We start from the raw sequence: 24,366 nt of genomic DNA, 5'->3' as shown, positions 1-24,366 counted from the left end.
GGAAACGGCCCCCTTTGTCGTTTCAGCGCTGATGGCAAGGGTAAGTGGCGGGATGACCTTGGACTGAAATCACCGCCTATCCGGTTGTTTCGAGCGAAGTCGAGAAACGCTTGCGCGCCGCCTTTGGTCTGTTTCTCGACTTCGCTCGAAACGAACGGGTCAAGGTGAAGTCATCATACTCTAGTGGCGATGCTCGCGCCGCAGCCGGTAACGGCCGCGCTCAAGCCCCGTGAACAGGCCCGGAATCGCCGGGTGGTCGATTGGCTCGTCGCTGTCGTCGAGCACCAGATTTTGCTGGCTGACATAAGCGACATAGCTGCTCTCGGCATTTTCGGCGAGCAGGTGGTAAAAGGGCTGATCCCTGGGCGGGCGGATGTCGGCGGGGATTGCTGCATACCATTCCTCGCTATTGGCGAAGATCGGGTCGACATCGAAAATCACGCCGCGAAAATCGAACAGCCGGTGCCGCACCACGTCGCCGATCGCAAAACTGGCGTGGGCGACCGGGGGCAGGGCAGGGGTGGCAGCGGCAGGGCGAGCAGGAGTCGGACGGGCCATGAAGCTAATCTAATGGACTTTGCGCGCTGCACAAGGAGGCGCTTGCCACAGTGGCTTGTCACACCGACTTGTCACTGGGGAATGATTGCGCTAGTGGCGCCCGCTCGGTCGACACGGGCGGCGCGGTTCCTGCGGATTGGTTTCGCGGAATGGGCGACGTTTTCCCTCTGCGGAGAGGTGCCAGAGTGGTCGATTGGGACGGTCTCGAAAACCGTTGTGCCTTTACGGGTACCGTGGGTTCGAATCCCACCCTCTCCGCCACATCGACTCTCAGCCGCGGCTGGGCACTGCCACGCGCGGGGACGCTTTCCGACGCCCATGGCACCGCTGACATTGCCCGTTGCATTTCGAAACCGCACCGGGCAGTCTTCGACGCAACAAGGGCGCTGCGGTCACGTGGCGTGATATTGTACCACCGCAGGAGAGACCCGCACATCAAAGGGGGTCTCGGTTGATTGAATTGTTGCTGCATGGGGCGATACCCTTCGCCGCGCTGATTGTTGCCGGGCTGGTCGCGGGTTTCGCGGCGGGAATTTTCGGCATCGGCGGCGGGTTCATCGTCGTGCCTGCGCTGTTGATCGTGCTGCCCTTGTTCGGGGGTGACCCGGCGCAGCTGGCGCATGTCGCGATCGGCACGTCGGCGGCGACAATCATCATCACCTCGCTTCGCTCGCTCCGGTCGCACGCCAAGCGCGACGCAGTTGAGTTTCCCATTCTGTGGAGTTGGGCGCCTTGGCTGGTGCTGGGCGACGCCGTGGGCGTGGTGCTGGCCGGCCGGATCGACGGCCATGTGCTGACGATGATTTTCGCGGTCGGCGTCGGGCTGATGTCGCTCCTGTTCCTGTTGCCGCGTCTCGCTGATCACAAGCTGAGCGATGACATGCCGGCCATCGGGCCGCGCGTGGCGATCGCGGGCGGGCTGGGAACGTTTTCGTCGCTGCTGGGGATCGGCGGCGGCACCATTGCGATCATGGTGATGACCTTGTGCGGTCGCTCGATCCACCGGGCCATTGCAACCGCGTCGGGCATTGGCGTGCTGATCGCGATCCCGAGTGCGATCGGCTTCGTGCTGATCGGTTTTGGCGAGCCGGGGCTGCCCTGGGGGTCGCTGGGTTATGTCAATCTGCCCGCGACCGCCGTGATCACGTCGATGTCGATTCTGACCGCGCCGCTGGGCGTGGCGGTGGCGCACAGCATGGCTGCGGCGCCACTACGCCGTGTGTTCGGCTTCTACCTGATTTTCATTTCGATTGTGATGTTCACAAATTCGCTGAAGATATGACGGCAAATCGGCACCGGGCAAAAAGCCTGAGCCAAAACCATGGAGCAACTGCGATGACCGACCGTGTTTTGGAAGCGACTGCCAAGGCCTTGCCCGAAGAAGCGAAGGACGATCTGCTGACACGCGGCTATCAGCGCCGTGACCTTGCCCGGTTGGCGGCGGTGTTTGGCGTCGGCAGCCTCGCCGCGATGCGCGGCGCACCGGCCTGGGCCTCAGGCGGCGTGCCCGATCCGGCGCCGAGCGCCAAGACACGCATCGGTGCCAATGAATGCTGGACCGGGCCGCTGACGCCCGGCCAACTCGCCGCGTCGAAAATGATCGCGCACAGCAATCGCTATTCGCCGCATGACGAGCGCAGCGATTTTATCAAGGCGGTGATGGCGGTCGAAGGCGTCCCGTTCGATCATGTCGCGCCTTGGCCCGGATCGAGCGACCCGCTGTCGCGCGCGGTGATCAGCTTCTGCTCGCCGACGCGCGGGCTGGTGACCGCCGACCCGACATTCGAGCTCGCGGGGCGCACCGCCGAATGGCTTGGCGCGCCGGTCAAGCGCGTGCCGCTGACGCCCGATTTCCGCCATGACGTCAAGGCGATGCTGGCGGCCGATCCCAATGCGGGGCTATATTACATCTGCACGCCGAACAACCCGACCGGCACGATCACCCCGCTCGCCGACATCGAATGGCTGATCAAGAACAAGCCCGAAGGATCGATGGTGCTGATCGACGAAGCCTATACCCATTTTGCCGGTGCGCCGGTCGCGTCGTCGTTCGCGGCCAAGTACAAGGACGTGGTGGTGCTGCGCACCTTCTCGAAAATCTTCGGGATGGCGGGGATGCGGATGGGCTTTGTGATGACCAACCCCGCCAACATCGCCAAGATGATGCGCTATGACGGCGGCATGCAGTCGGGCGCGCTGCCGCTGCCGTCGCTGGCGTGCGCGACGGCGAGCCTAACCGCCACATCGCTGATCGCCGCGCGCAAGGCGGAGATGGAAACCGCGCGCGGGCTGACGCTCGATCACCTCAAGGCGCGCGGGCTGAAAGTGGTGCCGACGAACGCGAATATGGTGATGATCGACTGGAAGACGAAGCCCGCCAAGGAAGTGCAGGCAGCGTTCCGCACGCAAAGCGTCGAGATCGGTCGGTCTTGGCCGATCTGGCCGACGGTGTCGCGCGTGACCGTAGGGTCGGCGGCTGACATGAAGGCGTTCTGCACCGCGCTTGATAAGGTGTGGACAGCCTAAGGATGCGGCAGGGACGCGGGCGTCGCTTAGCCCGCGTTCTTGTCTGCCCGACGCACGCCGAACAGCACTTCGCGCTCAAGGTGCGCGCGCAGGCCTTCGTAATAGGCCCATAGGAAGGCGCGGGGGTCGTGCAAATTGCCGGTCCAGCCGATCCGGTTTTCGATCGCGCGGGCGACGATCCAGCACGCATCGTCATTCGGTTCGCGCAAGACCTGTTCGAGCCGCTGCAGCTCGCTGATGCCATAAGCGTCGAACTGCGCATCGGTGAAGTGGAAGCGCGCCACTTGCGGCGGCGCGACGGCTACCAGATCATCGAGCAGACGGCGGCGCGGGGCGTGGATGACGGCAGTACCCGCGAGTAGATCGCCGATTCGCAGCCGATCCCGATTGAACAGCGGGAAGAAGGTGAACAGGAGCGCCCAGCCCAGCCCGAACAGCGTCATCAGCGTATCGGCGGTGCCATTGGCCGCGCGCGTCGCCAACAGCGTGAGCGGCAGGAACACCTCAATCTCGCGCATCAGATTGCGGGCGATGATCTGGTCGATCGACAGCCCGCTGCCATCACGGCTGATCACGCGCAGATTGTTGAGCCGCTTGCCCGGAGTCGCCGCACGACGGCCCGCTTCGAACAGAATGAAATAGAAATTGCGCAGCAGGAAAAAGAACAACAGAAACGCAATCGCCATTGGCTCGCCGGCGGTCGCGCCATATCGCACGACGCCGATGATGATCACGATCGCGACGAAGACGATCGTTACCAGCATGATGATCGCGTCAATCACAAAGGCTGCCGCGCGCGGCGATGCTTCGGCGAGAACGATGCCGAGATCGACGCCTTCGGGCGTCACCAGCGATCGGCGCATGTCGCGGAGACGGCGCTCAGCGCGGGCCATGCGTCATCCGGGGCAAGAGGTAGAAATAGCCAAGCCACAGCAGCAGCATCGTCGCCCCAATGCCATACCGCACGGCGTCGCTGGTGATCCGCTGGCGGCCGATACCTTCGAGCAGGCCCGCCACGAACAGCATCACCACCACCCCCAGTATCGCGGTGGCCGACACGCGGCCCGCACGCGCGGCGGCGGCAAGCCTCGTTTGTCCGCCCGGAAACGCCACGCGCGTGCCGATACGGATACCGGCGGCGCCCGCGATCGTGATCGCGAAAAGCTCGGTGGTGCCGTGGATCGACAACCAGCCACCGAGTTCGAAGCCCAGCCCCTTGGCCACATAGACCTGAAAAAACGCGCCGAGCAGGCAGCCGTTCATCAGGATCAGCAAGGCGGTTGGCACGGCAAGCGCAAAGCCGAGCGCAAACGCCAGCAGCGAGATTTGCGCGTTGTGCGTGAACAGCATGACGGCAAAACCCGACAAGAACTGGCCACCGCCGCCGTCATACAGCATCGCACGCAGCGCTTCGGCGCTGGCATTCGGCCCACGCCCGCCGGCAAGCTCTCCCGGAATGATCGCGTCGAACCACGCCGGATTGGCGGCGACGAGGCGATAGCCCGCGACCGCGCCGATCGCCAGCAGCGCGAATGACGCCCAGGTCTCGCGCCACAGATCCTGCACCGCACGCGGCCAATCGGCGAGGAAGAAGCGGACGATGCGCTTGCCGATGCCCTCTTTCACGCCATAGATGAACAGATAGCCGCGCAAAGCGAGTGCTTCGAGATAGGCGATCAGCCCGGCGTCGAGCGAAATCGCGCGCGCCACCGACAGCGACGACAAGGTCGATCGGTAGAGTGTCGGCAGCAACAGCAATTCTTCTTCCGACAGCGCGCGCGGCGACCGGCGCTCGACACGGTCGAGCAGCGCCTGGAATTCGAGCCAGCCGGCCTCGCGCTCGGCACGAAAGCTCGACACGCTCTGACGGTCGGGAGCAGTTGCCATGATCAGAGCCTATCCATCCGCTTGATCGCGAGATAGCGCGCAATCAGGGCCGCGCCGATCGATTTGTGGTCAGCCTCGATCACATCGGCGCCGAGCAGCTTCAGCCGCCCGATGACGAGGTCGCGGTCGCGCAGCATCGCGCCCGCCGTTACCGCGCGCGCGACATCGTCGAGCGTTTCGGGCACGGCATCGGCCAGCCCCTCCAGCTCTTCGTCACGCATCAGCATGAACAGCACGACATGGCGTTCGGTCAGGCGGCTGGTCACGCGCAGCATCAGTTCGGCGCTGACCGGATCGACGAAATCGGTGAACACGACGATCAGCGACCGCCGCGTGAGCTTGCCGGCGAGCGTGGTCAGCGCGAGCGTGAAATTGGTTTCCTCGGTCGAATAGTCGATCTCCGCTGCCAGCCGCTGGAGTAACAGGAAGCGATCGGCGCCGCGGGTTGCGCCGCTGCTGATGCGCGGACGCGAATCGAAGCTGAACAGGCTGACAAGATCGCCGCCGCGCAGCGCGACAAATGCCATCAGCAGTGCCGCCGTCACCGCGCGGTCGATGCGCGGCATCCCGTCGAGCGGCTCACACATCAGCCGCCCGCTATCGATCGCGAGGACGATGTTGTTGTTCTGCTCGACCTGAAAATCCTTGGCGAGCAATTGGCCGTGGCGGGCGCTGCGCTTCCAGTCGATGAAGCGACGCTCCATGCCCGGTTGATAATCCTTGAGCGAATCGAATTCGCGTCCGCGCCCGCCGCGTTTGCGCGCAAGGTCGCCGGTGAGCGCATCGCTTTGCAGCAGCGCGATGGCCTGTTCGCGCACGCGTTCGACATCGGGCATGACGGCGATGCCATGGCCGACCGGGACCGTCTTCTGCTGCCACGCGAGGCCGAAAGGGCCGCGCCAGCGCAGCCAGAGGCGGTCGACCGCCGCGATGCCGCGCCGCTCGGCACGAAACGACAGCGTTACGCTGCTATCGGGGAGCTTAATCGTCGCGGTGTCGGCCGATAGCGGGATAATCCGGTCGTCATGGCCGATCCGCAGCTCGACCCGCCGAGCGCCTGCCCGCTGCTGGTTGATGGTCACGCGCAGATCGATAACGCTGCCGATCGCGACGCGCCCGGTCGAGCTAATCTCGGCGGTGACGGTGCTGCGCCCCGGTGCTGCGACGACGTCGATCAGCGTGAAGCCAAGCACGGCGCAGGTCCAGGCGAGGCCCAGATACCAGAGCGCGGGGAGCAGCAGCGCGATAGCAAATGTTGGCAGAATCCCTGCCACCGCCAGCCAGACCGCGCGACCGCTGGGGTAGATCAACGCGGCGCCTCCGTCGCGTCGACCATGTCGGTCACGATTTGCTCGACCTGGCGCCCGTCGATCTGCGCGGCGGGCGAGAGCAAGACGCGGTGGCGCAGCGCCGGTATCGCGAGCAGCTTGACGTCATCGGGAATGACATAGTCGCGCCCTTCGAGCGCGGCGCGGGCGCGGGCGGCGCGGGCGAGCATCGCGCCAGCGCGGGGTGACGCGCCGACTTCGAGCTGGGTGTTGGTGCGCGTCGCGCGGATGAGCGTCGCGACATAATCGACGACTTCGTCGACCAGCCGGACCGAATCGACCACCGCCCGGGCGGCAGCCAGCGTCGCCGCGTCGGTCTGCGCGGTGATGGGGTAGCGCGCGAAGGGATCGGCTCCGGCGGCACCGTGCTGGGCGATGATCGCGCGTTCCTGCGCCAGATCGGGATAGCCGACGCGGTGCTTGAACAAGAAGCGGTCGAGCTGCGCTTCGGGGAGCGGATAGACGCCCTGATGCTCGATCGGATTCTGCGTCGCGACGACCATGAAATTGGGGCTGAGCTGGTGCGTCGTCCCGTCGAACGTGACCGAGCGTTCCTGCATTGCTTCGAGCAGCGCGGCCTGCGTCTTGGGCGGGGTGCGGTTGATTTCGTCGGCGAGCAGCAAGTCGCAGAACACCGGCCCCTTGGTGAGGCTGAATTCGCCCGTGCGGAAATTGAAGATGGTGCCGCCGACGACATCGCCCGGCATCAGATCGGGCGTGAACTGGATCCGGCCATAATCGACCCCGATCGCGGCGGCAAAGGCGCGGGCGGTGAGCGTCTTGGCGGTTCCGGGAGGTCCCTCCAACAGGATATGGCCGCCCGCGAACAGCGCGGTCAGCATCAGATCGAGCGTGTCGCTTTGCCCGGTGATCGCCTTGGCGACTTCGCCCCGAATGGCATGGCCCAGGGCCTTGACGTCATCAACTGTCACGCTTCCTCCTTTGAATCCAGTCGTTGAGCGCGCGCGTGCGGGCGTGCACTCTTGCTTCGTCGGTCGTGGCGCCGGTAGCGGCGGCAAGCTCGCTGAAGCGCGGGGCCGACGTGTTGTCGCGGGCATCGAGCCACGCGTCGAGCGCGTCGCCCGCCAATCCTGGCGGTGCGCCGAGCAGCTTGCCCGCGCGGGTGCGCATCAGCGCGGCATAGCGCCCGCCAAGCGACCCCAGCCGCCCCGCGCGCCGGAACAGCCGCGCGGTGGTGTCCGCCAGCGCATATTTGCCAAAGGCGATGGCACGGGCCTCGGCACGGGCCGGGCCGAAGCGCACCAGCCCATGCGCCACCGCCAGACCGGCAGCCGCGATCAGCGCGAGCGTCAGCGCGAGGAAAGGCGGCTCGACCAACAGCTTTTGCAAGCTCATGCCATTGCCCGCGCGCAGCAAGGTGAGATCGAACATCACCGCATCGTCATTGCCCTGCAACCGCTGGATCAGCCGCAAGGCGGCGGCGGCGCGGGTGGGGTCGGCTAGGCCCTGATTGTTGAGGAAATCGGGGTCGGCGAGGATCCAGTGGGGGGCGCCTTCGATCTGGCTCACAATCGCGTGGTCCGCCGCATCGGCAATGTAAGGCTCAGAATTTTCGAGCCATTGCATTTCTTCGGGCGCGGGCACCGACAGATCTTCGATCATGACCGGCGCGACCTTACCCTCTTGCCAGCCGATATGCACCACGGCGACTTTGCCCAGCACCTTGTCGATCGCGGCACGCTCGAGATGGCCGATCTGCTGATCCCAACCGGCATGGTCGAGGCGCGGCGCCACGATCCACTTGGGCAGCACGAACAGGGTTGGCTTCGATTCGCGATGCGCGACCAGCGTTTCGAGCGCCTTGGGCGGGGTGTCGGGGCGCAGCGGGACGATCAGCAGCCGCTCGTCGAGGAGATCATCGTCGCTGCGCGCCATCTCTGGCGGCTTGCCGGTGAGCGTCAGCAGTTTCGCGAGGCCAGCGAAACCAACGCCGCTTTTCGACAGCGGCGTTGCATCGCCTTCGCCCGCGAGCCGAAAGTCGGGTGCGTAGGTCGATAGCAGGAAGAACGCCGCTGCCGCCATCATGCTGGCAAAGGCTGCCCACAATATCGTGCGGGGATTGAAGGCGTCGCTGCTGTTCACGCGGGGGATTGCTGACGATTCCAGGTGCCGCGCAGCGCGAAATCGGCATAGGCGTCGCGTGCGCGCTGCCACCCTTCGACCCCGACCGGGGTGCGCGCGAACAGCGCGGCTTCGACGACAACCGCGATCGTCGCAAAGGCGGTGCGCGCGCGATCGGGCAGGCTGGGCGAAGCGGCGATGTCGCGCGCGGTAAGCGAGGGGCGGACGAAATCGGGCAGGCGGTCGCCGATATCCTCGAAACTGCGGCGCAGGATCAGGTGGACCGCGCCGTCATAATCGCCGCTCGCGGCCAGTGCTTCGGCTTCGGCGAGCAGGGTGCGCGCTTTCGATTCATCGGGGGCAAGCGCGGCGTCGGGGTCTTCGTCGACGACAGCGCGCTGCCACGGCCAGCGCCATGCCATGCCGGTCGCTTCCTTGATGATCAGAAAAGCGATGAACAGCGCCCCCAGAATGACGGCGCCCCAGAACAAATAGACCAGATAGGGGCTGATCGCATTGAGAAGCTCAAGCACCGGCCGCAACCATGCCGGTGGCTTGGGTGGTTGATAGGCCGTCAGGTCGAACTGGATGCTCCGGTCCGCCAGCAGCTTGGCATGCGCCGCCGCGACGTCGGGCGCGATCGCGGCCTGATTTGCCCCGGAATGAACCGCTGATTGCGCCGCCGTCACACACCCTCCCGCGTGGCGCGACACTGTAGAATGCAATCCCGCTTGGCAAGGAGATAACGGACTGGACTTGCTGACTTTCGATGGGCAGGCTGGGCGCCAAAGAATCACGCAGGTCTTTCGGGGGCAATGGCCATGGCGACAGTATCACCAGCGTTTCAGGAAAATTTCGAAATCGGTCGGGTCATCAGCCTGACTTTCTCGGTGATCGGACGTAACGCACCGTTGTTTTTCGGGCTTGCCTTCATTGTGAGCGGCATTCCGCAGATATTCCTGCAATATTACCAGCTTCAAATTTTGTCGTTGGGGCAATCTGGGGTCGTTCCCGATGCCGGTGCGATCACGGCCGATCTTACTTTTCTTGGGCTTTATGGGGCGTTCGCGGTGATTCTCGGCGGGCTGTTGAACGCGATGCTGTGCCGTGCTGCAATCGAGGACTTGAATGATCGCCGCCCTCAATTTGGCGAATGCTTCGGCACCGCGATTGCAGTCCTGCTCCCGCTGTTTGCGATCGGGATCGTCTCAAGCATAGCGATTCTCTTCGGGTTGATGTTCCTGGTCGTGCCGGGGATTTACCTCGCGCTCGGCTGGGCTGTGGCCGTGCCGGTATTGGTGCAGGAGCGCGAGGGCGTCTTCGGCAGCTTGTCGCGCAGCCGGGCCTTGACCAGGGGCAGCCGCTGGCGGCTTTTTGCGATGTTTCTGGTGGTTTTTGTCGTGCTGTGGGTGCTGCAGATTCCGCTTGGCCTGTTGTCGCTGCTCGGGGCGTCGATCGGTCCAGCCTATCTCGCGCCCGCGATTTCAGCCGGGATCAGCGGGACGTTGTCGTCGGTGTTTACGACGACCATCGCCGCCGTCAGCTATATCGAGCTGCGCCGCATTCGCGAGGGCACGTCGATCGACGAACTGGCGCAGATTTTCGCCTGATCGCGGCAAGGTTGACGGGAAGCCGTCGAACCGAGGGATTGGCAAAGTGTAACCTTCACGGGGGCCCGTGCGAATGTGGCATAGATTCGCCCGATTTTGGATGCCGGCCCGCCGATGACCGATTGCCCGCCAGCCGCTCCCGCATTCTGCTTTCGATCGACCGGCGGGTCGGTCAATGCGGTTGCCGCGCCGCTTGAGCTGCGGTTGTCGGGCCAAACGGCAGAGGGGCTCGCCGTGCTTGTGCCGCTGCTCGGCTGCGGCGAGGAAGCAGCGGCATCGGCGTTCGACGGCATGGCTGCCGCGCCGCCGCTTGCGCATGCGGCGCTCGCGACGATCGCCGCTGAGGAACGGGTCCATGACGTCTTGCTCAAGCAAGTCGCGGCCAGCCTGCCGTCAATCGACCGCACCAGCGCGGCACTGCACGCATCGAAGCGATTCCATATCAGCCTGGGCCGGGGCGGGGCAGGGCTTCACCTTGGCCGAATTGCCGCGATCGATGCCGCGCTATGCCTCGTGATCGCGCGCCTGATCCGACCTGGCACGCCGATCGCCGCCGAACGGCAGCTCCACCGGATTTTCGCGCGCATTCACCGCGACGAAGCGCGGCATGTCCGCGTGTCGCGCACGCTGGCGATTGCCGGGCTGCCGGTGGCCCGGTTGCGCAACGTGGGCGCGGCGGCGCGTGAGGCGATGGCCGACATTATCGCGCTGGCCGGTGAGTCCTTTGACGCCTTGTCGGTCGATCCCGATGCGGTCCGCCGCGATGTCGCGCGCCTCCTCGACGGCCTGTTCACCGCGTGAGCAAGCCCTGGACCACCCCGCGCAAGCTCGGCGTGTTGGGGACCGGCAGTGCGCTGCCTGGACCGGCGATATCGAGCGCGGCACTCGTCGCGCGTGCCGCCGAACGGTTCGGGCTTGCGAATCCCCGGCGGGCGCTAGCGATCACCGAACGCATGGGCATCGCCACCCGTCATCTGGTTCGCGACTTTGCCGATGCGCGCGAAGTCGCGCGGCCAGGAGATAGCAATCCCGAGCTCAGCGCGCGCGCCGTTCAGAGCGCGCTCGATCAGGCGGGACTGCCCATCGAGTCGATCGATTATCTGATCGGTCACACGACGAGTCCGGCACAGCACTTGCCCGCCAATGTTGCGCTGGTCGCCGATCATCTCGGCTATGCCGGGCCGCATCTCGAACTACGGCAGGCCTGCACCGGCTTTGCCAATGCCTTGATGATTGCGCATGGCCTGATCACGATCAATCCCGGCGCGCGCGTCGCCATCGTCGGTTCGGAAACCGCCTCGACCTACCTCGACCCGGCGACGCTCGATTCGCAGCCGGGGCAGCTCGTCAACTTCGTTCAGATGGGCGATGGTGCGGGTGCCGTGGTGGTGTCGGCGCCGGGCTGCGGCGCGACGATCGATGCGACTTGGTATGGTGCAGTCGGCATGGGGCGGGCACCGGGCATTAGCCTTGCCGTCGGTGCCGACCAGTTTGAACATGACTTCGAAGCCATCCGCGCGGAGGGCCATGTCCTGTTCGACGCGGGGCGCGCGACCGCCGCAGACCTTGGCTATGATCTGGCCGACGCGCACCGGATCATCCCGCACCAGGTGAGCGGCCGAATCGGTGCGCAGATGGCGCGACATTTCGGGCTTTGCCCGACGCGCGCGTTCGTCAATGCTGATCGGGTGGGCAATACCGGATCGGCGGCGATCTGGATTGCGCTTGATGCGCTGCGCGGCGAGGCGCGAACGGGGGACATGGCGATCGTGCTGGGCGCTGAGGCATCGAAATTCATGTTCGGCGGCTTTGCCTACACACATGGTTGATCCGGTGATCGCCGTGACGGGCCTGGCCAAATATTATGGCGGGCGTGCGGTGATCGAAGGGGTCACGCTGACGCTGGCGCCGGGCGATATGGTTGGGCTGGTCGGTGCGAATGGCGGCGGCAAGACGACGACGCTGCGGATGCTCGCGGGGCTGATCGCATCCGATACGGGGACCGGCAGCGTGCTGGGCGAGCCGATCGGTCGCGCCAGCGCGGCGCGACGGCGGCGCATCGGCTATATGGGGCAGCGGCTGGCGCTTTATGCCGACCTGACCGTTGCCGAGAATTTGCGCTTCTACGCCGATGTCCATGGGCTCTCGGCAGCGCGTGCGGTGATCGCTGCGGCGACTGATCGCTTCGGGTTGGTGCCGGTGTTGACGCAGCGCTTCGGCACGTTGTCGGGGGGATGGGCACGACGGGTGCAGTTCGCCGCAACCATGCTGCACGCGCCGCCGTTGCTGCTGCTCGACGAGCCGACCGCCGGCCTCGATGTTGTGACCCGGCACGATATCTGGCGCTGGCTCGACGAGCTTGCGGCGGCTGGCCACGCGATCGTGATCAGCACCCACGACCTCGCCGAAGCCGAGCGTTGCCCCACGGTGCTGCTCTATGAAGCCGGTCGTGCAGCCGCGCAGGCGACCCCGCGCGCGCTTGCGGCGGCAGCGGGCGTCGCGACCCTTGAAGCGGCCGTGCGCGCGCGCGCGACGCGGACATGAGGGCGATCCTTGCCATTGCGCGGATCGAGCTGATCCGGCTGCGGCGATCGCGCATTGCCTTCACGCTGCTGCTCGTGGTGCCGATGTTGCAGGTGTTGCTCTTTGGCTATGCGATCCGGCCCAATGCGGCGCGCGTCACAATTGCCATCGCGGCACCCACAGCTGCGCAGGGTGAATTGGTCGCGCGCCAATTGCGTGCCGAGGCCGGTGTGGCGGTGCTTGCCGCCACCCTGAAGCCTGGCGAAGCGGCAGCGCAGGTGCATGCGGGCAAGGCGTTGATCGGCATCGAAATCCCCGCGCAGCGCAGTTTCGCCAATCCGTTCGCGCCGATTGCGCCGGTGCAGGTGGTGGTCGATGGCACCAACGCCGCACTGACGGCTGCTACGGTGCCGGCAATCGAGGCGGCTTATTGGCGCGCGCTGACCGACCGAGCCGGGGTAACCGACACGGGCCCCGGGCTGCGGATTGATCGGCTCCATAATCCGCAAGGCCGGGCAGACTGGACGTTTCTGCCGGCGCTGATCGGGGTGACGGTGATGATCGCGATGATCATGCTGGGCACGCTTAGCCTTGCCCGCGAGCGCGAGGGCGGGACATGGGAAGCGCTGCTCATTCTGCCGCTGCGTCCGGTCGAGGCGTTGCTTGGCAAGCTATTGCCCTATGTGGTGATTGGGACGGTGCAGGGCGGGCTTGTGCTGGCGGTGGGTGTCGTGCTGTTCGGGCTGCCGGTGCGGGGCAGCGTGGCCGCGCTGCTGGCGCTGCTGCCGCTGTTCGCGGCCTGCCACCTGGTGCTCGGCTATGCGATTTCGGCGCGGGCGGCGACGCAGCTTGCCGCGCTCCAGGGCGCGGTCGCCTTTTATCTGCCGGCGATGCTGCTGTCGGGGTTCTTCTACCCGTTTGAGACGCTGCCGGGTTGGGCGCAGATGGTTGGTCAGATTTTTCCGCTCACCCATTTCATTCGGGCTGCCCAAGGCGCGTTGTTGCGCGGCGATGGTGGCTTGGTGGTATTGGCGCACGGCGTGCCGATGCTGATATTCCTTGCCGGCGCGACGCTGGCGGCGCTGGCGTTGCAGGCGCGGCGGCTCGATTGATCGCGCGCTTGTAACCGTTTCGCGCGCGCTGGCGAAATTCGGTTGGTGCGAGCGCCGAAGGGGTGCTCGTCGATAAGGAAGTCTGCCATGTCCCTGCGCCGTTTCCTTCCCATTGCCGCCCTTGCCCTTGCCGTGGCGGTCGCACCCGCACAGGCCGCCGAAGTGAAGAAATTCGATCGCGCGTCGTTTGAGGCTGCCCGGGCCGCCGGCAAGCCCATCCTCGTCGACGTCAAGGCATGGTGGTGCCCGGTCTGCGCATCGCAAAATCGTACGATCAAAAAAGCCGTCGCCGGCAATGCAGCCTATGACAAGCTCGTCATTTTCGAAGTCAATTACGACAGTCAGAAGGCCGACTGGCAGGCACTTGGCGTGCGCAAGCAGGGCACGCTGATCGGTTACAAAGGCGCGCGCGAAGTCGGCCGGGTGGAATTCAAAGCCGACAAGGCCGTGATCAACGAACTGCTTGCGCAGACGCTTCGCTAGCATCGTGGCCACCGAAGCGCTCAACCCCGCGCTCGCCTATGCGGCGGGTGCGCTGACCATTTTGTCACCGTGCGTCCTGCCGCTGGTGCCGATTGTGCTCGGCAGCGCCGGCGCGCGCCACCGCTATGGTCCGCTCGCGCTGGCGGCAGGACTGGTGCTGTCGTTCACTGGTGTCGGCTTCGCGCTCGCGACGGTGGGTGCGGCGAGCGGTTTCGATGGCGACTGGGCACGTTATGCCGGCGCGGTGATGCTGCTGATTGCCGGGGGCGCATTGTTGGTCCCGAAGCTTCAGTATTGGCTGCAATCGGCGGCGGCGCCACTGGCCGACTGGGCATCGCAGCGGCAGGCAGGGCTTGAGCGCTTCGGCCTGCTCGGCCAATTTGCGATCGGCGCGCTGCTGGGGCTGGTGTGGAGCCCGTGTGTCGGCCCCACGCTGGGCGCCGCGACCGTGCTGGCGGCGCAGGGGATTAATCTCGGCATGGTTGCGCTGACGATGGCAGCATTCGGGCTGGGGATCGCCAGTGTATTGCTGGTGCTGGCCTTTGCCACGCGGCAATTGCTCGCGTCATGGCGCGGCAGGATGCTGTCGGGCGGGCAAAGCGGCAAGCGCGTGCTCGGCAGCTTGCTCGCGGTGGTTGGCCTGCTGATCCTGACCGGCGGCGATCACATCGTCGAAGGGGCGATCGTGTCGGTCTCGCCCGACTGGCTGATCGATCTGACGACATCGGTGTGACGCATGGTTGCAGACGGGTTGTAATGTCGGAATAGCTCGGTTAAGTTCGTGCTTCGTTCTACTCGATCGGAGCCTTAAACGCTTGGATATGCTTGCCATCTTGCTGATTGTTGCCGCGCTCGTCGGCGGGCTCGCGATCGGCTGGCGCGTCGGGCGGGGCGAAGCGGCATCGGCCCGCGCCGAGCGCGACAAGGCGGTTGAGGATTTCCGCCGCGCGATCACCGATCTGGCCGCCGCGAGCGAGCGCGCCAAGGCGACCGACGCGCTGGCGACCACGCTCGATCGCGTGCGGGGCGAGCGTGAAGCAGCGCTGACGCAGATCGCGACGCTGACCGCCGAAAGCGCGGCGTTCGAAGCACGGCTGACCGAATTGCGCGAGGCCAAGGAGGCGATGGGCGCGCAGTTCGCTGAAGTGTCGGGCAAATTGCTCAACGAAGCACAGGAGTTATTCCTGAAGCGCGCCGACGAACGCTTCCGCCAGTCGGAGGAAGTCGCCGGCCAAAATCTGCGATCGATGCTCGCGCCGGTGAGCGAGCGGCTGTCGCTGTACGAAGAGACGGTCAAAAAGGTCGAGACCGAGCGGGCGAGCGCGTTCGACCAGCTGAAGGGCGAACTCCAGGGGCTGCGTGTCGGGCAGGAGCGGGTGAGCAGCGAAGCCGCACGGCTGGTCAATGCGCTGCGCAATGCCCCCAAGGCGCGCGGGCGCTGGGGCGAGCAACAATTGCGCAACGTGCTCGAGACGTGCGGCCTGTCCGAACATGCCGATTTCCAGACCGAAGTCAGTGTGAGCGGCGAGGACGGGCGGTTGCGGCCCGATGTCATCATCCGCATTCCTGGCGGGCGGCTGCTAGTGGTCGACGCGAAAGTGTCGCTCAATGCCTATCAGGACGCGTTCGAGGCCGAGGAGGATGCCGAGCGGATCAAGGGTCTCGCCCAGCATGCGGCATCGATGCGCGCGCATGCGATGGCGCTGGGCAACAAATCCTATGAAGCGCAGTTCAAGGAAGCGGTCGATTTCGTGGTGATGTTCGTGCCGGGCGAGCATTTCGTCTCGGCAGCACTCGAACAGGATCCCAAGCTGTGGGACGATGCCTTTGCCAAAAAAGTGCTGATCGCGACACCAACCAATTTGGTCGCGATTGCGCGCACGATTGCGGCTGTCTGGCGGCAGGAAAACCTCGCGCGACAGGCGGCCGAAATCGGGCGGTTGGGCAAGGAGCTTTATGAGCGGCTCGCCAAGGTCGCCGAGGACATGAACAAGGTCGGCAGGGGGCTGAACAGCGCGGTCGGCAACTTCAATGCCTTTGCCAATTCGTTCAACGGGCGGCTGGTGGTGACGGGCAAAAAGTTCCGCGACCTCGACATCGAAACGGGCACCCGCGAGATCGAAGAGGTCGCCCATGTCGAAGCGCTGGCGCGTGTCGGCGATACGCCGTTGTTGTTTGATCCGCACGTTGTTGACGACTGACATAGTCGCGGTCGCCATGCAGCGCCGCCTCGCGGGGCAAGGAGCATCTTAGGATCAAATCAACCCCTGCGCGATAGGCTTGGTCAGCTAACCGGGAAACTGCCACATGACTTTGCCGATGATCGACCTTGCGGATGCGCTGAAGGCGCGCGCGGTGATGACTGCCGATGATGTGCTCGCGATCCGCCGCGTCGCCTGGCCCGACGGCAAGATCGATGCGGTCGAAGCCGATGCGATTTTCGCGCTCAACGACGCGATTGCCGCACCCCCTGCCGAATGGGTCGCGTTTTTCGTCGAGGCGATCACCGCCTATGTCGTGCAGCAGCAAGCGCCGACGGGCTATGTCGATGACGCCAAGGCGGCGTGGCTGATGGCGCGGATCGATGCCGATGGGCGGGTTGAATCGCGCGCCGAACTCGAAACGCTGGTCAAAATCCTCGAAGTTGCGGTCAATGTCCCCGATAAGCTGAAGGCCTATGCCCTGCGCCAGATCGAGGCCGTGGTGACCAGCGGGGCAGGGCCGACGCGCTCGGGCACGCTCGATCCTGGATCGATCAACGCAACCGAAGTCACGCTGCTGCGCCGGATGTTGTTTGCCGCTGCCGGCGACGGCCCTGGCTGCATCAGCCAGGGCGAGGCCGAGCTGCTGTTCCGGTTGAAGGCGGCGACAATGGGCGCGGCCAATGCGCCCGAATGGAAGACGTTGTTCGTCCAGGCGGTGGGCAACCACTTGATGGCGCACAGCGATTATCAACCGCTGAGCCGCGACCGTGCGGGTGAGCTCGACGCGTTCATGAACGACACCCATATGAGCGTCGGGGGCTTTCTTGGCCGCATGGGCCAGTCCTTGGCGAGCGGGGCCTTCCTCGACCTGTTCGGGGCCAAGCCCGCCAAGCCCGACCATGACGCCGCGGTCGCCGCCGACCGCGCCATCGCGCCCGGTGAAGCCGCTTGGCTCAAGGCGCAGGTCGATGCTGACGGCACGCTCGACGATTTCGAAAAGGCGCTGCTGGCGTTCGTCGCTGACGAAAGCGGTCGCCCCGCCTTTTGATCAGGCTGCCCGCTCACCCGAGCTGAGCGAACGCCTCATAGGCCATCACAGCTGTCGCGACGGCAGCATTGAGGCTGTCGGCCTTGCCGCGCATCGGGATTTTGACCAGCAGATCGCAGGCGGCGGCGTAATCTTCGGGCATGCCCTGCGCTTCGTTGCCGGTCAGCAGGAAGCAGGGCGCGGCATACTGTGCGGCGCGATACTCGCTATCGGTGTCGAGGCTGAGACCGACGAGCTGGCCCGGCCCCGCGCGCAGCCACGGCAGGAATTGCTCCCATTCGGCCTGCACCACGGGCACGGTAAACAGCGCCCCCATGCTCGCGCGCACGGATTCCACGCTGAACGGATCGACGCACTCGCCGATCAGGATCAGCCCGCCCGCGCCAACGGCGTCGCCGGTGCGCAGGATCGTGCCGAGATTACCCGGATCGCGCAGGCGCTCGGCGACCAGCCAGATCGGCGCGGCGCTGCGGTCGATGCCGTCGAGCGTGGCGGCGAATTCAGCGAACACGCCGACCACCGCTTGCGGATTATCCTTGCCCGAGAGTTTGGAGAGAATGTCGGGGGTGGTTTCGATCGCTTCGCCGCCTGCCGTCTCGACATCGGCGATCAGCGCGCGGACGAGCGGGTGGTCAGCGCTGTCGCGGGCGAAGAACAGATAGTGCGGCAAGCGCCCGGTCTCGCGCGCTTCGGTGAGGATGCGCAGCCCCTCGGCGAGGAAGAGCCCCTCGGCTCGCCGGTGGCGCTTTTCGCGCAACGACCGGACGCGCTTGATCAGCGGGTTGGAGTAAGCGGTTATCTCGCGGGGCATTTCAGTGCAGCCTTCCCGCGCTATTCCTCGTCAAACTTGGCCTCGACCAGCGCGGCGAGGGTGCTCACCGCGTCCTCGGCACCGTCGCCCGAAGCACTGATCGTGATCGAATCGCCCTTGGCCGCGCCGAGCATCATCAGCCCCATGATCGATGTGCCGGTGACCGCCGCGCCTTCCTTTTCGACCATCACTTCGCACGGCAGGCTCGATGCGAGCGTGACGAACTTGGCGCTCGCGCGCGCGTGGAGCCCGCGGACATTGGTGATCGGGACGGTGCGGCGAACTTCGGTCACGCGGCAGCTTCACCCAATACTTGCGAGGCGACCGAGATATATTTGCGGCCCGCGTCGCGCGCGGCGGCGACGGCTTCGGTGACCTTCATCGCCTTGCGCGCGCCCTCCAGCCGGATCAGCATCGGCAGGTTGATGCCGGCAATCACTTCGACCCGGCCCGGCTCCATCAGCGAAATGGCAAGGTTCGACGGGGTGCCACCGAACAGGTCGGTGAGGACGATCACCCCGCTGCCGTCGTCGACATTGGCAATTGCCCCGGCGATGTCGGCGCGGCGCCCCTCCATATCATCGTCGGGGCCAATCGCGATCGCCGCGATTCGCTCTTGCACGCCGACGACATGCTCCATCGCCGTCACGAATTCGGCGGCGAGGCGGCCGTGCGTTACAAGTACCAACCCGATCATCTTACCCGAATCACTTCAATTTCGTCCCCGGCTCGCGCGCCACTTCGCGGTCGGCAGCGGTCGGCGCGCCCTCAAGCGAGTCCTGCGGCGCCGCGCCCAGATCGCGGTGCGCGACCGTGGGCGAAAAACCGGCCGCGCGCAACCGTGCAGCGGTACGCTCGGCGACATGAACCGACCGGTGCCGCCCGCCGGTACAGCCAAACGCAATCGTAACATAGCTTTTGCCCTCGGCCTGGTAGCGCGGCAGCAACAACAGCAGCAACTGGTCGATCGCCGCCAAGGCTTCGTCATAGGCCGGATCGCGGGCGACATAGGCCGCAACCGCCGGGTCGAGCCCGGTGCCGGGGCGCAGCGCGTCGTCCCAATGCGGATTGCGCAGGAACCGCATGTCGAGCACCAGATCGGCGTCGCGCGGCAGGCCACGGGCAAAGCCGAACGACATCACCGAAAGCGTGGGCTCGCCATGCCCCTCGCGCGCGAACGTCGTGCGGATTTGCGTCGCGAGCGCGTTGGCGCTGAGATTGGTGGTATCGATCAGCCGGTTGGCCCAACTGCGCAAGGGGGCTAGCAGCCCGCGTTCCTGCGCAATGCCGTCGGCGGCGGGGCGATCGAGCGCGAGCGGATGGCGGCGGCGGGTTTCGGAATAGCGGCGCTCAAGCTCGGACCCGGCGCAATCGAGGAACAGCGTGCCAATGTCATGGCCGTCTTCGCTGCGCAGCCGGTTGATCAGCTTGACGATGCGGTCGGGATCGAAATCACGCGTCTGCGCGCCAATGCCGATCGCCAGCGGTCGGTCGACCTCATCCCCGCGCGCGCCGGGCATAGGCGCCAGCAACCGGTCGATCAGCCGCACGGGCAGATTGTCGAGCACTTCCCAGCCCATGTCCTCCAGCGCGTTGAGCACGGTCGATTTGCCCGCGCCCGACATGCCCGTGACGAGCAAGATATCGCGCGGATGCTCGCGGGTCATTGCCCGGCCCGCGCCTTGAGTGCGAGTTCGACCTTGATCGGGGCTGAGGCATAATGGCCCTCGACCGCCACCACGGGCACCTTGATCCCGGCAATGGTGCGGACGACGACATCGGGCGGCATCCGCTCGACGTCCTCGGTCAGTTCGACCAGCAGCGCGACCGGCACGCGGTCGACAGCAGGCATCGCGATAATGCCGATCCCGCGCACTTCGATCTTGCCCGCGATCGTGGCGGGCGCGGTGGCGAGCAACCGGTCGCGGTCGCGGATCACCAGCGTGTAATCGTCGCTGACCAGCCGCGCGCCGCGATCGATCAGCCGCAGCGCTAGGTCGGATTTGCCCGCGCCCGACCGCCCCTCGATCAGGACGGCACGGTCGCCGATCGCGACGCAGGAGACGTGCAAGGTCTCGGAGGAAACGACGGTCAAGCGGTTCTCCAGCGTCACAAAGGGTCGGCCAAGGGCAATGTTACCACGAACCGCGCGCCACTGAGGCGATCATCGCGCGATTCGACGGCAATTGCTCCTTGATGCCCATCGACGATCGTGCGCGCAATGGCCAGCCCGAGCCCCGAATGCTTGCCAAAGGCTTCATTTTCGGGGCGGATCGAATGGAAGCGGCGGAACACCGCCTCGCGTGCTTCGGCCGGCACGCCGGGGCCTTCATCCTCGACGCGGATCACCGCATCCTCGTCGGTCCGGGTGAGCGCAATCGAAATCAGCCCGTCGTCGGGCGAGAAGGACACGGCATTGTCGATCAGATTTTCGAATACGCGTTCGAGCCGCGCGCCTTCGCCGGTCACGCGCATCGCGGCATCGTCGCGGCGGTCGATCTTCAGACGGATGCCGCGTTCGATACCGCGTGCGACGCGCGACGCGACGAGCGCATCGATCATTGCGGCAATATCGACGGGCTCGAATTTGGCGCGGCTGAGCTGCGCGTCGAGTCGCGAGGCTTCGGAAATATCGCTGATCAGCCGGTCGAGCCGGTGAATATCGTCGCGGATCACCGCGAGCAGCTGGTCTTGCAGCGCGGGCTGGCGGACACTCCCGAGGCTGTCGACCGCCGAGCGCAGCGACGCGAGCGGGTTTTTGAGTTCATGCGTCACATCGGCGGCAAAGGCCTCGGTCGCGTCGATGCGCGCGCGCAGCGCCTGGCTCATGTCGGAGATCGCGCGGGCGAGGCTGCCGATTTCGTCACGGCGATCGGGCAGGCGCGGCACCACGACTTCGCGCGCGCGCCCCAGCCGCACCCGGACCGCCGCGCGGGCGAGGCGTCGCAACGGGCCAACAATCGTGCGCGCAAGAAACAGCGAGAGGTAAATCGAGACGATCGTGACGACGAGCAGCACCAGCGACAGGCGAAAGCGCTCGATCCGCACGGTCGCGGTGATGTCGCGCGCATTGTTCGCGGTCATGACGACCCCGCCACCGGCAATCGGCGCCGCCGCCGTAATGACGGGCGTGCGATCGGGCGCGCGCCAGACGCTGGCCCCGGCGTTCCGCTGCGTCCGCGCTTCGCTGACATCGGGCCAGGGCGACCCCGGCTTGAGCTCGCGGTAAAGTGGTGCGCGTTGCGCCCCCGCGACGGTGTCGATCACCGCGTCGAGGAAGCGACCGGCGGCGGGTCCGGGGCCGTCCTTGTCGGGATCGACCAGCACGAAATTGCGCAGGCCCATCGCCTGCGTATCGGCAATCTGGATGCCGCCCGCGTCGAACAGCCGCAGCCGTACGCCGGTGTCGCGCGCAAGCTGGAGCGCGAGCGCCAAGCGTTCGTCCCTGGGCACGGCGCCAAGCGCCGCCGCGATCAGCCGTGCCTCGCGCGTTGCCTGCGCCACGCGGCTGTCGACAATGCGGCTGCGGTACGAATCGAGGTAGAAAAAGCCGCCCGCGAGCATCGCCAGCGCGAAGATATTGACCGCGAGAATCCGCCGCGTGAGCGAGACGCGGCCCGACCAGCGCAGCGTCAGGTCGCGGTCGACATCACTCCTCGGAATAGCGATATCCCGCGCCATAAAGCGTCTCGATCGCGTCGAATTCGGGATCGACCTGACGGAATTTGCGGCGGACGCGCTTGATGTGGCTGTCGATCGTGCGGTCGTCGACGTAAATGTCGTCCTGATAGGCGGCATCCATCAACTGGTTGCGGTTCTTGACGATGCCGGGGCGCTGCGCGAGCGTTTCGAGAATCAGAAATTCGGTGACGGTCAGCGTGACGGGTTTGCCGTCCCACGTCACGCGGTGGCGCGCGGGGTCCATCGCGAGCCGCCCGCGTTCGAGGATTTCGGTCGGCGGCGCAGCCTCGGCGCCCGGCACGGGCGGTTGCGACAGCTCGGCACGGCGCAGGATCGCGCGGATGCGGGCGATCAGCAGCCGCTGCGAAAAAGGCTTCGAAATATAATCATCGGCGCCCATCGCGAGGCCGAGCGCTTCGTCAAGCTCATCGTCCTTGCTGGTAAGGAAAATCACCGGCAGCGCCGATTTCTCGCGCAGGCGCCGCAGCAGCTCAAGCCCGTCCATGCGTGGCATTTTGATGTCGAAAATCGCCAGATCGGGCGGATTGTCGATCAGCGCCTTGAGCGCGGTTTCACCTTCGGAATAGACCCGCGTCACAAAGCCTTCGGCCTGGAGCGCGATCGATACCGACGTCAGGATATTGCGATCGTCATCGACGAGAGCGATCGTGGCCGTCATCCGCGTGGGGCATTCCATGGTTTCACGCTGCTAGGCCTAGGCGAAAGCGCGGGGCGGCTCAACAGCATCAACCATCTTGGCCATTTGACCATCGACGGACACGGGGATATGCGCCGCCACAGCATACGTATGCGCAAGCGCGACCCAATCGATTTGGGCGAGAGTTTTTAGGAGAGAATGCAGTGACGAAGCGTAGCCCGATCAAGGGACTCGAGGCGCAAGGCATTGCGACGCAGGCGACGATCCACTGGAATCTGATCACCGCGCCGCTGGTCGAACACGCGATTCGCCGGGGCGAGGGGGTACTTGCCGCTGACGGTCCCTTGGTGGTCGAAACGGGGCGTTGCACCGGCCGGTCGGCGCAGGACAAGTTCACCGTGCGCGATGCCGAGACCGCAGACACGATCTGGTGGGGCAAATCCAACAAGCCGATGGAGCCGGCGCATTTCGCCGCGCTCAAGGCCGATTTCTTTGCCGCTTTGGGCGAAAAGGACACTTTGTTCGTGCAGGATCTGTTCGGCGGATCGCAGCCCGAACACCGCGTGCGGGTGCGTGTGATCAACGAACTCGCGTGGCACAATCTGTTCATCCGCACGATGCTGGTGCGGCCGCGCGCTGACGAACTTGCCGCGTTCGAGCCCGATTATACGATCATCGACTTGCCGAGCTTTGTCGCCGATCCCGCGCGCCACGGCTGCCGCAGCGAGACGGTGATCGCAGTCAATTTCACCGAAAAGCTCATCCTGATCGGCGGCACCAAATATGCCGGCGAAATGAAGAAATCGGTGTTTGGGCTGCTCAACTATCTGTTGCCGGTGCAGGGCATCATGCCGATGCATTGTTCGGCGAACATCGGCCCGAACGGCGACACCGCCGTGTTTTTCGGCCTCTCGGGCACCGGCAAGACGACGCTCAGCGCCGATGCCAGCCGCACGCTGATTGGTGATGACGAGCATGGGTGGTCGGACACCGCAGTCTTCAACTTCGAAGGCGGCTGCTATGCCAAGATGATCCGGCTGTCGGCCGAAGCCGAGCCCGAGATTTTCGCGGTGACCAAGCGGTTCGGCACGGTGCTCGAAAATGTCGTGATCGACCCTGAAACGCGCGCGCTCGACCTCGACGATGCGCGGCTCGCCGAAAATACGCGCGGCGCCTATCCGATCGATTTCATCCCCAATGCCAGCGACGCGAACATGGGGCCAGTGCCGCACAATATCGTGATGCTGACGGCGGATGCTTATGGCGTACTGCCGCCGATTGCCAAGCTGACGCCCGAACAGGCGATGTACCACTTCCTCTCAGGCTATACCGCGCGCGTTGCGGGGACCGAGATTGGCGTGACCGAGCCTGAAGCGACCTTCTCGACCTGTTTCGGTGCGCCGTTCATGCCGCGTCACCCCAGCGTCTATGGCAACTTGCTCAAGGAACGGATCGCCAAGGGCGGCGTCGCGTGCTGGCTGGTCAACACCGGCTGGACCGGCGGCAAATATGGCGTCGGCAGCCGGATGCCGATCAAGGCAACGCGCGCGCTGCTCAATGCGGCGCTGGACGGCAGCCTGAACGACGCCGACTTCCGTACCGACCCCAATTTCGGCTTCAAGGTACCCGTGGCCGTTCCCGGCGTCGATCCGGCGATCCTCGATCCGCGCGAAACCTGGGCGGACAAGGACGCCTATGACGCGACGGCGGCCAAGCTGGTCGACCAGTTCGTTGAGAATTTCGCACAGTTCGAAAGCCAAGTGGACGAAGGGGTGCGACAATCGGCGCCCAAGGTGAAGCAGCCCGCCTGAAGGCCCGATCACGTCGGGCCATCCTTTTTGCAGGAAAGCCCGAC

The 24,366-nt window shown here is 65.5% G+C and carries 26 protein-coding genes and 1 tRNA gene; 13 read left to right on the top strand and 14 right to left on the bottom strand.

Annotation, left to right across the window (positions count from 1 at the left end):
- Positions 1–180: 180 nt before the first annotated feature.
- A complete protein-coding gene (gene hspQ, locus K2W81_RS07520; RefSeq protein WP_294102865.1) occupies positions 181–558 on the bottom strand; it encodes a heat shock protein HspQ in 378 nt (125 codons plus the stop codon).
- Between the two features lie 171 nt (positions 559–729).
- On the opposite strand from hspQ, the gene K2W81_RS07515 reads away from it, so the two are divergent.
- The 3 genes from K2W81_RS07515 to K2W81_RS07505 all read left to right on the top strand — a co-directional run bounded on the left by K2W81_RS07515 (position 730) and on the right by K2W81_RS07505 (position 3,084).
- Positions 730–819, top strand: a tRNA-Ser gene (locus tag K2W81_RS07515).
- A gap of 190 nt (positions 820–1,009) precedes the next feature.
- Entirely contained in the window at positions 1,010–1,840 is an 831-nt protein-coding gene (locus tag K2W81_RS07510; RefSeq protein WP_294102862.1) for a sulfite exporter TauE/SafE family protein, read from the top strand.
- Positions 1,841–1,893: 53 nt separating this feature from the next.
- Entirely contained in the window at positions 1,894–3,084 is a 1,191-nt protein-coding gene (locus tag K2W81_RS07505) for a pyridoxal phosphate-dependent aminotransferase (protein WP_294102859.1), read from the top strand.
- Positions 3,085–3,110: 26 nt separating this feature from the next.
- Here the strand turns inward: K2W81_RS07505 and K2W81_RS07500 are convergent, their stop codons facing one another.
- Genes K2W81_RS07500 through K2W81_RS07475 form a run of 6 tightly spaced genes read right to left on the bottom strand, consistent with a single transcriptional unit; the run spans position 3,111 to position 9,070 of the window.
- Positions 3,111–3,947, bottom strand: coding sequence for an RDD family protein (locus K2W81_RS07500; protein ID WP_294102856.1), 837 nt, complete (start codon positions 3,945–3,947; stop codon positions 3,111–3,113).
- A 16-nt stretch (positions 3,948–3,963) separates the two neighbouring features.
- Positions 3,964–4,971 carry a stage II sporulation protein M gene (locus tag K2W81_RS07495; RefSeq protein ID WP_294102854.1) on the bottom strand — a complete coding sequence of 336 codons (1,008 nt, stop codon included), beginning with the start codon at positions 4,969–4,971 and terminating at the stop codon, positions 3,964–3,966.
- A 2-nt stretch (positions 4,972–4,973) separates the two neighbouring features.
- A complete protein-coding gene (locus K2W81_RS07490; protein WP_294102851.1) occupies positions 4,974–6,281 on the bottom strand; it encodes a DUF58 domain-containing protein in 1,308 nt (435 codons plus the stop codon).
- Positions 6,278–7,231 carry a MoxR family ATPase gene (locus tag K2W81_RS07485; RefSeq protein ID WP_294102848.1) on the bottom strand — a complete coding sequence of 318 codons (954 nt, stop codon included), beginning with the start codon at positions 7,229–7,231 and terminating at the stop codon, positions 6,278–6,280. Before K2W81_RS07485 ends, K2W81_RS07490 begins: the two co-directional genes overlap by 4 nt.
- Positions 7,221–8,402 carry a hypothetical protein gene (locus K2W81_RS07480; protein WP_294102845.1) on the bottom strand — a complete coding sequence of 394 codons (1,182 nt, stop codon included), beginning with the start codon at positions 8,400–8,402 and terminating at the stop codon, positions 7,221–7,223. The genes K2W81_RS07485 and K2W81_RS07480 overlap by 11 nt, the downstream gene beginning before the upstream one ends.
- The gene (locus K2W81_RS07475) at positions 8,399–9,070 is read right to left on the bottom strand and encodes a hypothetical protein (RefSeq protein ID WP_294102842.1); all 672 of its coding nucleotides are present in this window, start codon (positions 9,068–9,070) and stop codon (positions 8,399–8,401) included. Before K2W81_RS07475 ends, K2W81_RS07480 begins: the two co-directional genes overlap by 4 nt.
- A 132-nt stretch (positions 9,071–9,202) precedes the next feature.
- Between K2W81_RS07475 and K2W81_RS07470 the strand changes: the two genes are divergently transcribed.
- The 9 genes from K2W81_RS07470 (at position 9,203) to K2W81_RS07430 (ending at position 17,361) form a co-directional block, all read left to right on the top strand.
- Positions 9,203–9,991, top strand: a complete 789-nt coding sequence (locus K2W81_RS07470; protein WP_294102840.1) for a hypothetical protein — start codon at positions 9,203–9,205, stop codon at positions 9,989–9,991.
- Positions 9,992–10,105: 114 nt separating this feature from the next.
- A complete protein-coding gene (locus K2W81_RS07465; protein WP_294102838.1) occupies positions 10,106–10,792 on the top strand; it encodes a 3-oxoacyl-ACP synthase in 687 nt (228 codons plus the stop codon).
- The gene (locus K2W81_RS07460) at positions 10,789–11,820 is read left to right on the top strand and encodes a 3-oxoacyl-[acyl-carrier-protein] synthase III C-terminal domain-containing protein (RefSeq protein WP_294102835.1); all 1,032 of its coding nucleotides are present in this window, start codon (positions 10,789–10,791) and stop codon (positions 11,818–11,820) included. Before K2W81_RS07465 ends, K2W81_RS07460 begins: the two co-directional genes overlap by 4 nt.
- Positions 11,813–12,535, top strand: coding sequence for an ABC transporter ATP-binding protein (locus K2W81_RS07455; RefSeq protein WP_294102832.1), 723 nt, complete (start codon positions 11,813–11,815; stop codon positions 12,533–12,535). Before K2W81_RS07460 ends, K2W81_RS07455 begins: the two co-directional genes overlap by 8 nt.
- Complete coding sequence (locus K2W81_RS07450) at positions 12,532–13,626, top strand: ABC transporter permease (protein WP_294102829.1); 1,095 nt, start codon at positions 12,532–12,534, stop codon at positions 13,624–13,626. Before K2W81_RS07455 ends, K2W81_RS07450 begins: the two co-directional genes overlap by 4 nt.
- Before the next feature lie 45 nt (positions 13,627–13,671).
- A complete protein-coding gene (locus K2W81_RS07445) occupies positions 13,672–14,109 on the top strand; it encodes a thioredoxin family protein (RefSeq protein WP_294102827.1) in 438 nt (145 codons plus the stop codon).
- Positions 14,110–14,113: 4 nt separating this feature from the next.
- Positions 14,114–14,842 carry a cytochrome c biogenesis CcdA family protein gene (locus tag K2W81_RS07440; protein WP_294102824.1) on the top strand — a complete coding sequence of 243 codons (729 nt, stop codon included), beginning with the start codon at positions 14,114–14,116 and terminating at the stop codon, positions 14,840–14,842.
- Between the two features lie 88 nt (positions 14,843–14,930).
- Positions 14,931–16,310: a DNA recombination protein RmuC gene (rmuC, locus tag K2W81_RS07435; protein WP_294102821.1), complete on the top strand. Its 1,380-nt coding sequence runs from the start codon at positions 14,931–14,933 to the stop codon at positions 16,308–16,310.
- 106 nt (positions 16,311–16,416) lie between these two features.
- Positions 16,417–17,361, top strand: a complete 945-nt coding sequence (locus tag K2W81_RS07430) for a hypothetical protein (protein WP_294102818.1) — start codon at positions 16,417–16,419, stop codon at positions 17,359–17,361.
- A gap of 13 nt (positions 17,362–17,374) precedes the next feature.
- Here K2W81_RS07430 and K2W81_RS07425 read toward each other — a convergent pair whose 3' ends face one another.
- The 7 genes from K2W81_RS07425 to K2W81_RS07395 are packed head-to-tail and all read right to left on the bottom strand — an operon-like array spanning position 17,375 to position 22,532.
- Positions 17,375–18,172 carry an RNA methyltransferase gene (locus K2W81_RS07425; RefSeq protein WP_294102816.1) on the bottom strand — a complete coding sequence of 266 codons (798 nt, stop codon included), beginning with the start codon at positions 18,170–18,172 and terminating at the stop codon, positions 17,375–17,377.
- Between the two features lie 20 nt (positions 18,173–18,192).
- Complete coding sequence (locus tag K2W81_RS07420; RefSeq protein WP_294102814.1) at positions 18,193–18,465, bottom strand: HPr family phosphocarrier protein; 273 nt, start codon at positions 18,463–18,465, stop codon at positions 18,193–18,195.
- Complete coding sequence (locus K2W81_RS07415; protein WP_294102811.1) at positions 18,462–18,869, bottom strand: PTS sugar transporter subunit IIA; 408 nt, start codon at positions 18,867–18,869, stop codon at positions 18,462–18,464. Before K2W81_RS07415 ends, K2W81_RS07420 begins: the two co-directional genes overlap by 4 nt.
- 10 nt (positions 18,870–18,879) lie before the next feature.
- The gene (rapZ, locus tag K2W81_RS07410) at positions 18,880–19,839 is read right to left on the bottom strand and encodes an RNase adapter RapZ (RefSeq protein WP_294102809.1); all 960 of its coding nucleotides are present in this window, start codon (positions 19,837–19,839) and stop codon (positions 18,880–18,882) included.
- Positions 19,836–20,267: an HPr kinase/phosphorylase gene (locus K2W81_RS07405; protein ID WP_294102806.1), complete on the bottom strand. Its 432-nt coding sequence runs from the start codon at positions 20,265–20,267 to the stop codon at positions 19,836–19,838. Before K2W81_RS07405 ends, rapZ begins: the two co-directional genes overlap by 4 nt.
- Before the next feature lie 14 nt (positions 20,268–20,281).
- Positions 20,282–21,853, bottom strand: coding sequence for an ATP-binding protein (locus tag K2W81_RS07400; RefSeq protein ID WP_294102803.1), 1,572 nt, complete (start codon positions 21,851–21,853; stop codon positions 20,282–20,284).
- Complete coding sequence (locus tag K2W81_RS07395) at positions 21,822–22,532, bottom strand: response regulator transcription factor (protein ID WP_294102800.1); 711 nt, start codon at positions 22,530–22,532, stop codon at positions 21,822–21,824. Before K2W81_RS07395 ends, K2W81_RS07400 begins: the two co-directional genes overlap by 32 nt.
- 182 nt (positions 22,533–22,714) lie before the next feature.
- Between K2W81_RS07395 and K2W81_RS07390 the strand changes: the two genes are divergently transcribed.
- A complete protein-coding gene (locus K2W81_RS07390; RefSeq protein ID WP_294102797.1) occupies positions 22,715–24,322 on the top strand; it encodes a phosphoenolpyruvate carboxykinase in 1,608 nt (535 codons plus the stop codon).
- Positions 24,323–24,366 lie beyond the last annotated feature (44 nt).

This window comes from Sphingomonas sp. (assembly GCF_019749955.1).
Lineage (GTDB): Bacteria > Pseudomonadota > Alphaproteobacteria > Sphingomonadales > Sphingomonadaceae > Sphingomonas.
Note: the sequence above shows the minus strand (reverse complement) of the source record. Positions and strands in the feature narration are given on the sequence as shown.

Bases quoted from the DNA above. Each gene is read 5' to 3' on its own strand.
- hspQ (WP_294102865.1), bottom strand. From the start codon at position 558: ATGGCCCGTCCGACTCCTGCTCGCCCTGCCGCTGCCACCCCTGCCCTG.
- K2W81_RS07505 (WP_294102859.1), top strand. From the start codon at position 1,894: ATGACCGACCGTGTTTTGGAAGCGACTGCCAAGGCCTTGCCCGAAGAA.
- K2W81_RS07500 (WP_294102856.1), bottom strand. From the start codon at position 3,947: ATGCGCCGATCGCTGGTGACGCCCGAAGGCGTCGATCTCGGCATCGTT.
- K2W81_RS07495 (WP_294102854.1), bottom strand. From the start codon at position 4,971: ATGGCAACTGCTCCCGACCGTCAGAGCGTGTCGAGCTTTCGTGCCGAG.
- K2W81_RS07470 (WP_294102840.1), top strand. From the start codon at position 9,203: ATGGCGACAGTATCACCAGCGTTTCAGGAAAATTTCGAAATCGGTCGG.
- K2W81_RS07465 (WP_294102838.1), top strand. From the start codon at position 10,106: ATGACCGATTGCCCGCCAGCCGCTCCCGCATTCTGCTTTCGATCGACC.
- K2W81_RS07455 (WP_294102832.1), top strand. From the start codon at position 11,813: ATGGTTGATCCGGTGATCGCCGTGACGGGCCTGGCCAAATATTATGGC.
- K2W81_RS07450 (WP_294102829.1), top strand. From the start codon at position 12,532: ATGAGGGCGATCCTTGCCATTGCGCGGATCGAGCTGATCCGGCTGCGG.
- rmuC (WP_294102821.1), top strand. From the start codon at position 14,931: ATGCTTGCCATCTTGCTGATTGTTGCCGCGCTCGTCGGCGGGCTCGCG.
- K2W81_RS07430 (WP_294102818.1), top strand. From the start codon at position 16,417: ATGACTTTGCCGATGATCGACCTTGCGGATGCGCTGAAGGCGCGCGCG.
- K2W81_RS07425 (WP_294102816.1), bottom strand. From the start codon at position 18,172: ATGCCCCGCGAGATAACCGCTTACTCCAACCCGCTGATCAAGCGCGTC.
- K2W81_RS07415 (WP_294102811.1), bottom strand. From the start codon at position 18,869: ATGATCGGGTTGGTACTTGTAACGCACGGCCGCCTCGCCGCCGAATTC.
- rapZ (WP_294102809.1), bottom strand. From the start codon at position 19,839: ATGACCCGCGAGCATCCGCGCGATATCTTGCTCGTCACGGGCATGTCG.
- K2W81_RS07400 (WP_294102803.1), bottom strand. From the start codon at position 21,853: ATGGCGCGGGATATCGCTATTCCGAGGAGTGATGTCGACCGCGACCTG.
- K2W81_RS07395 (WP_294102800.1), bottom strand. From the start codon at position 22,532: ATGACGGCCACGATCGCTCTCGTCGATGACGATCGCAATATCCTGACG.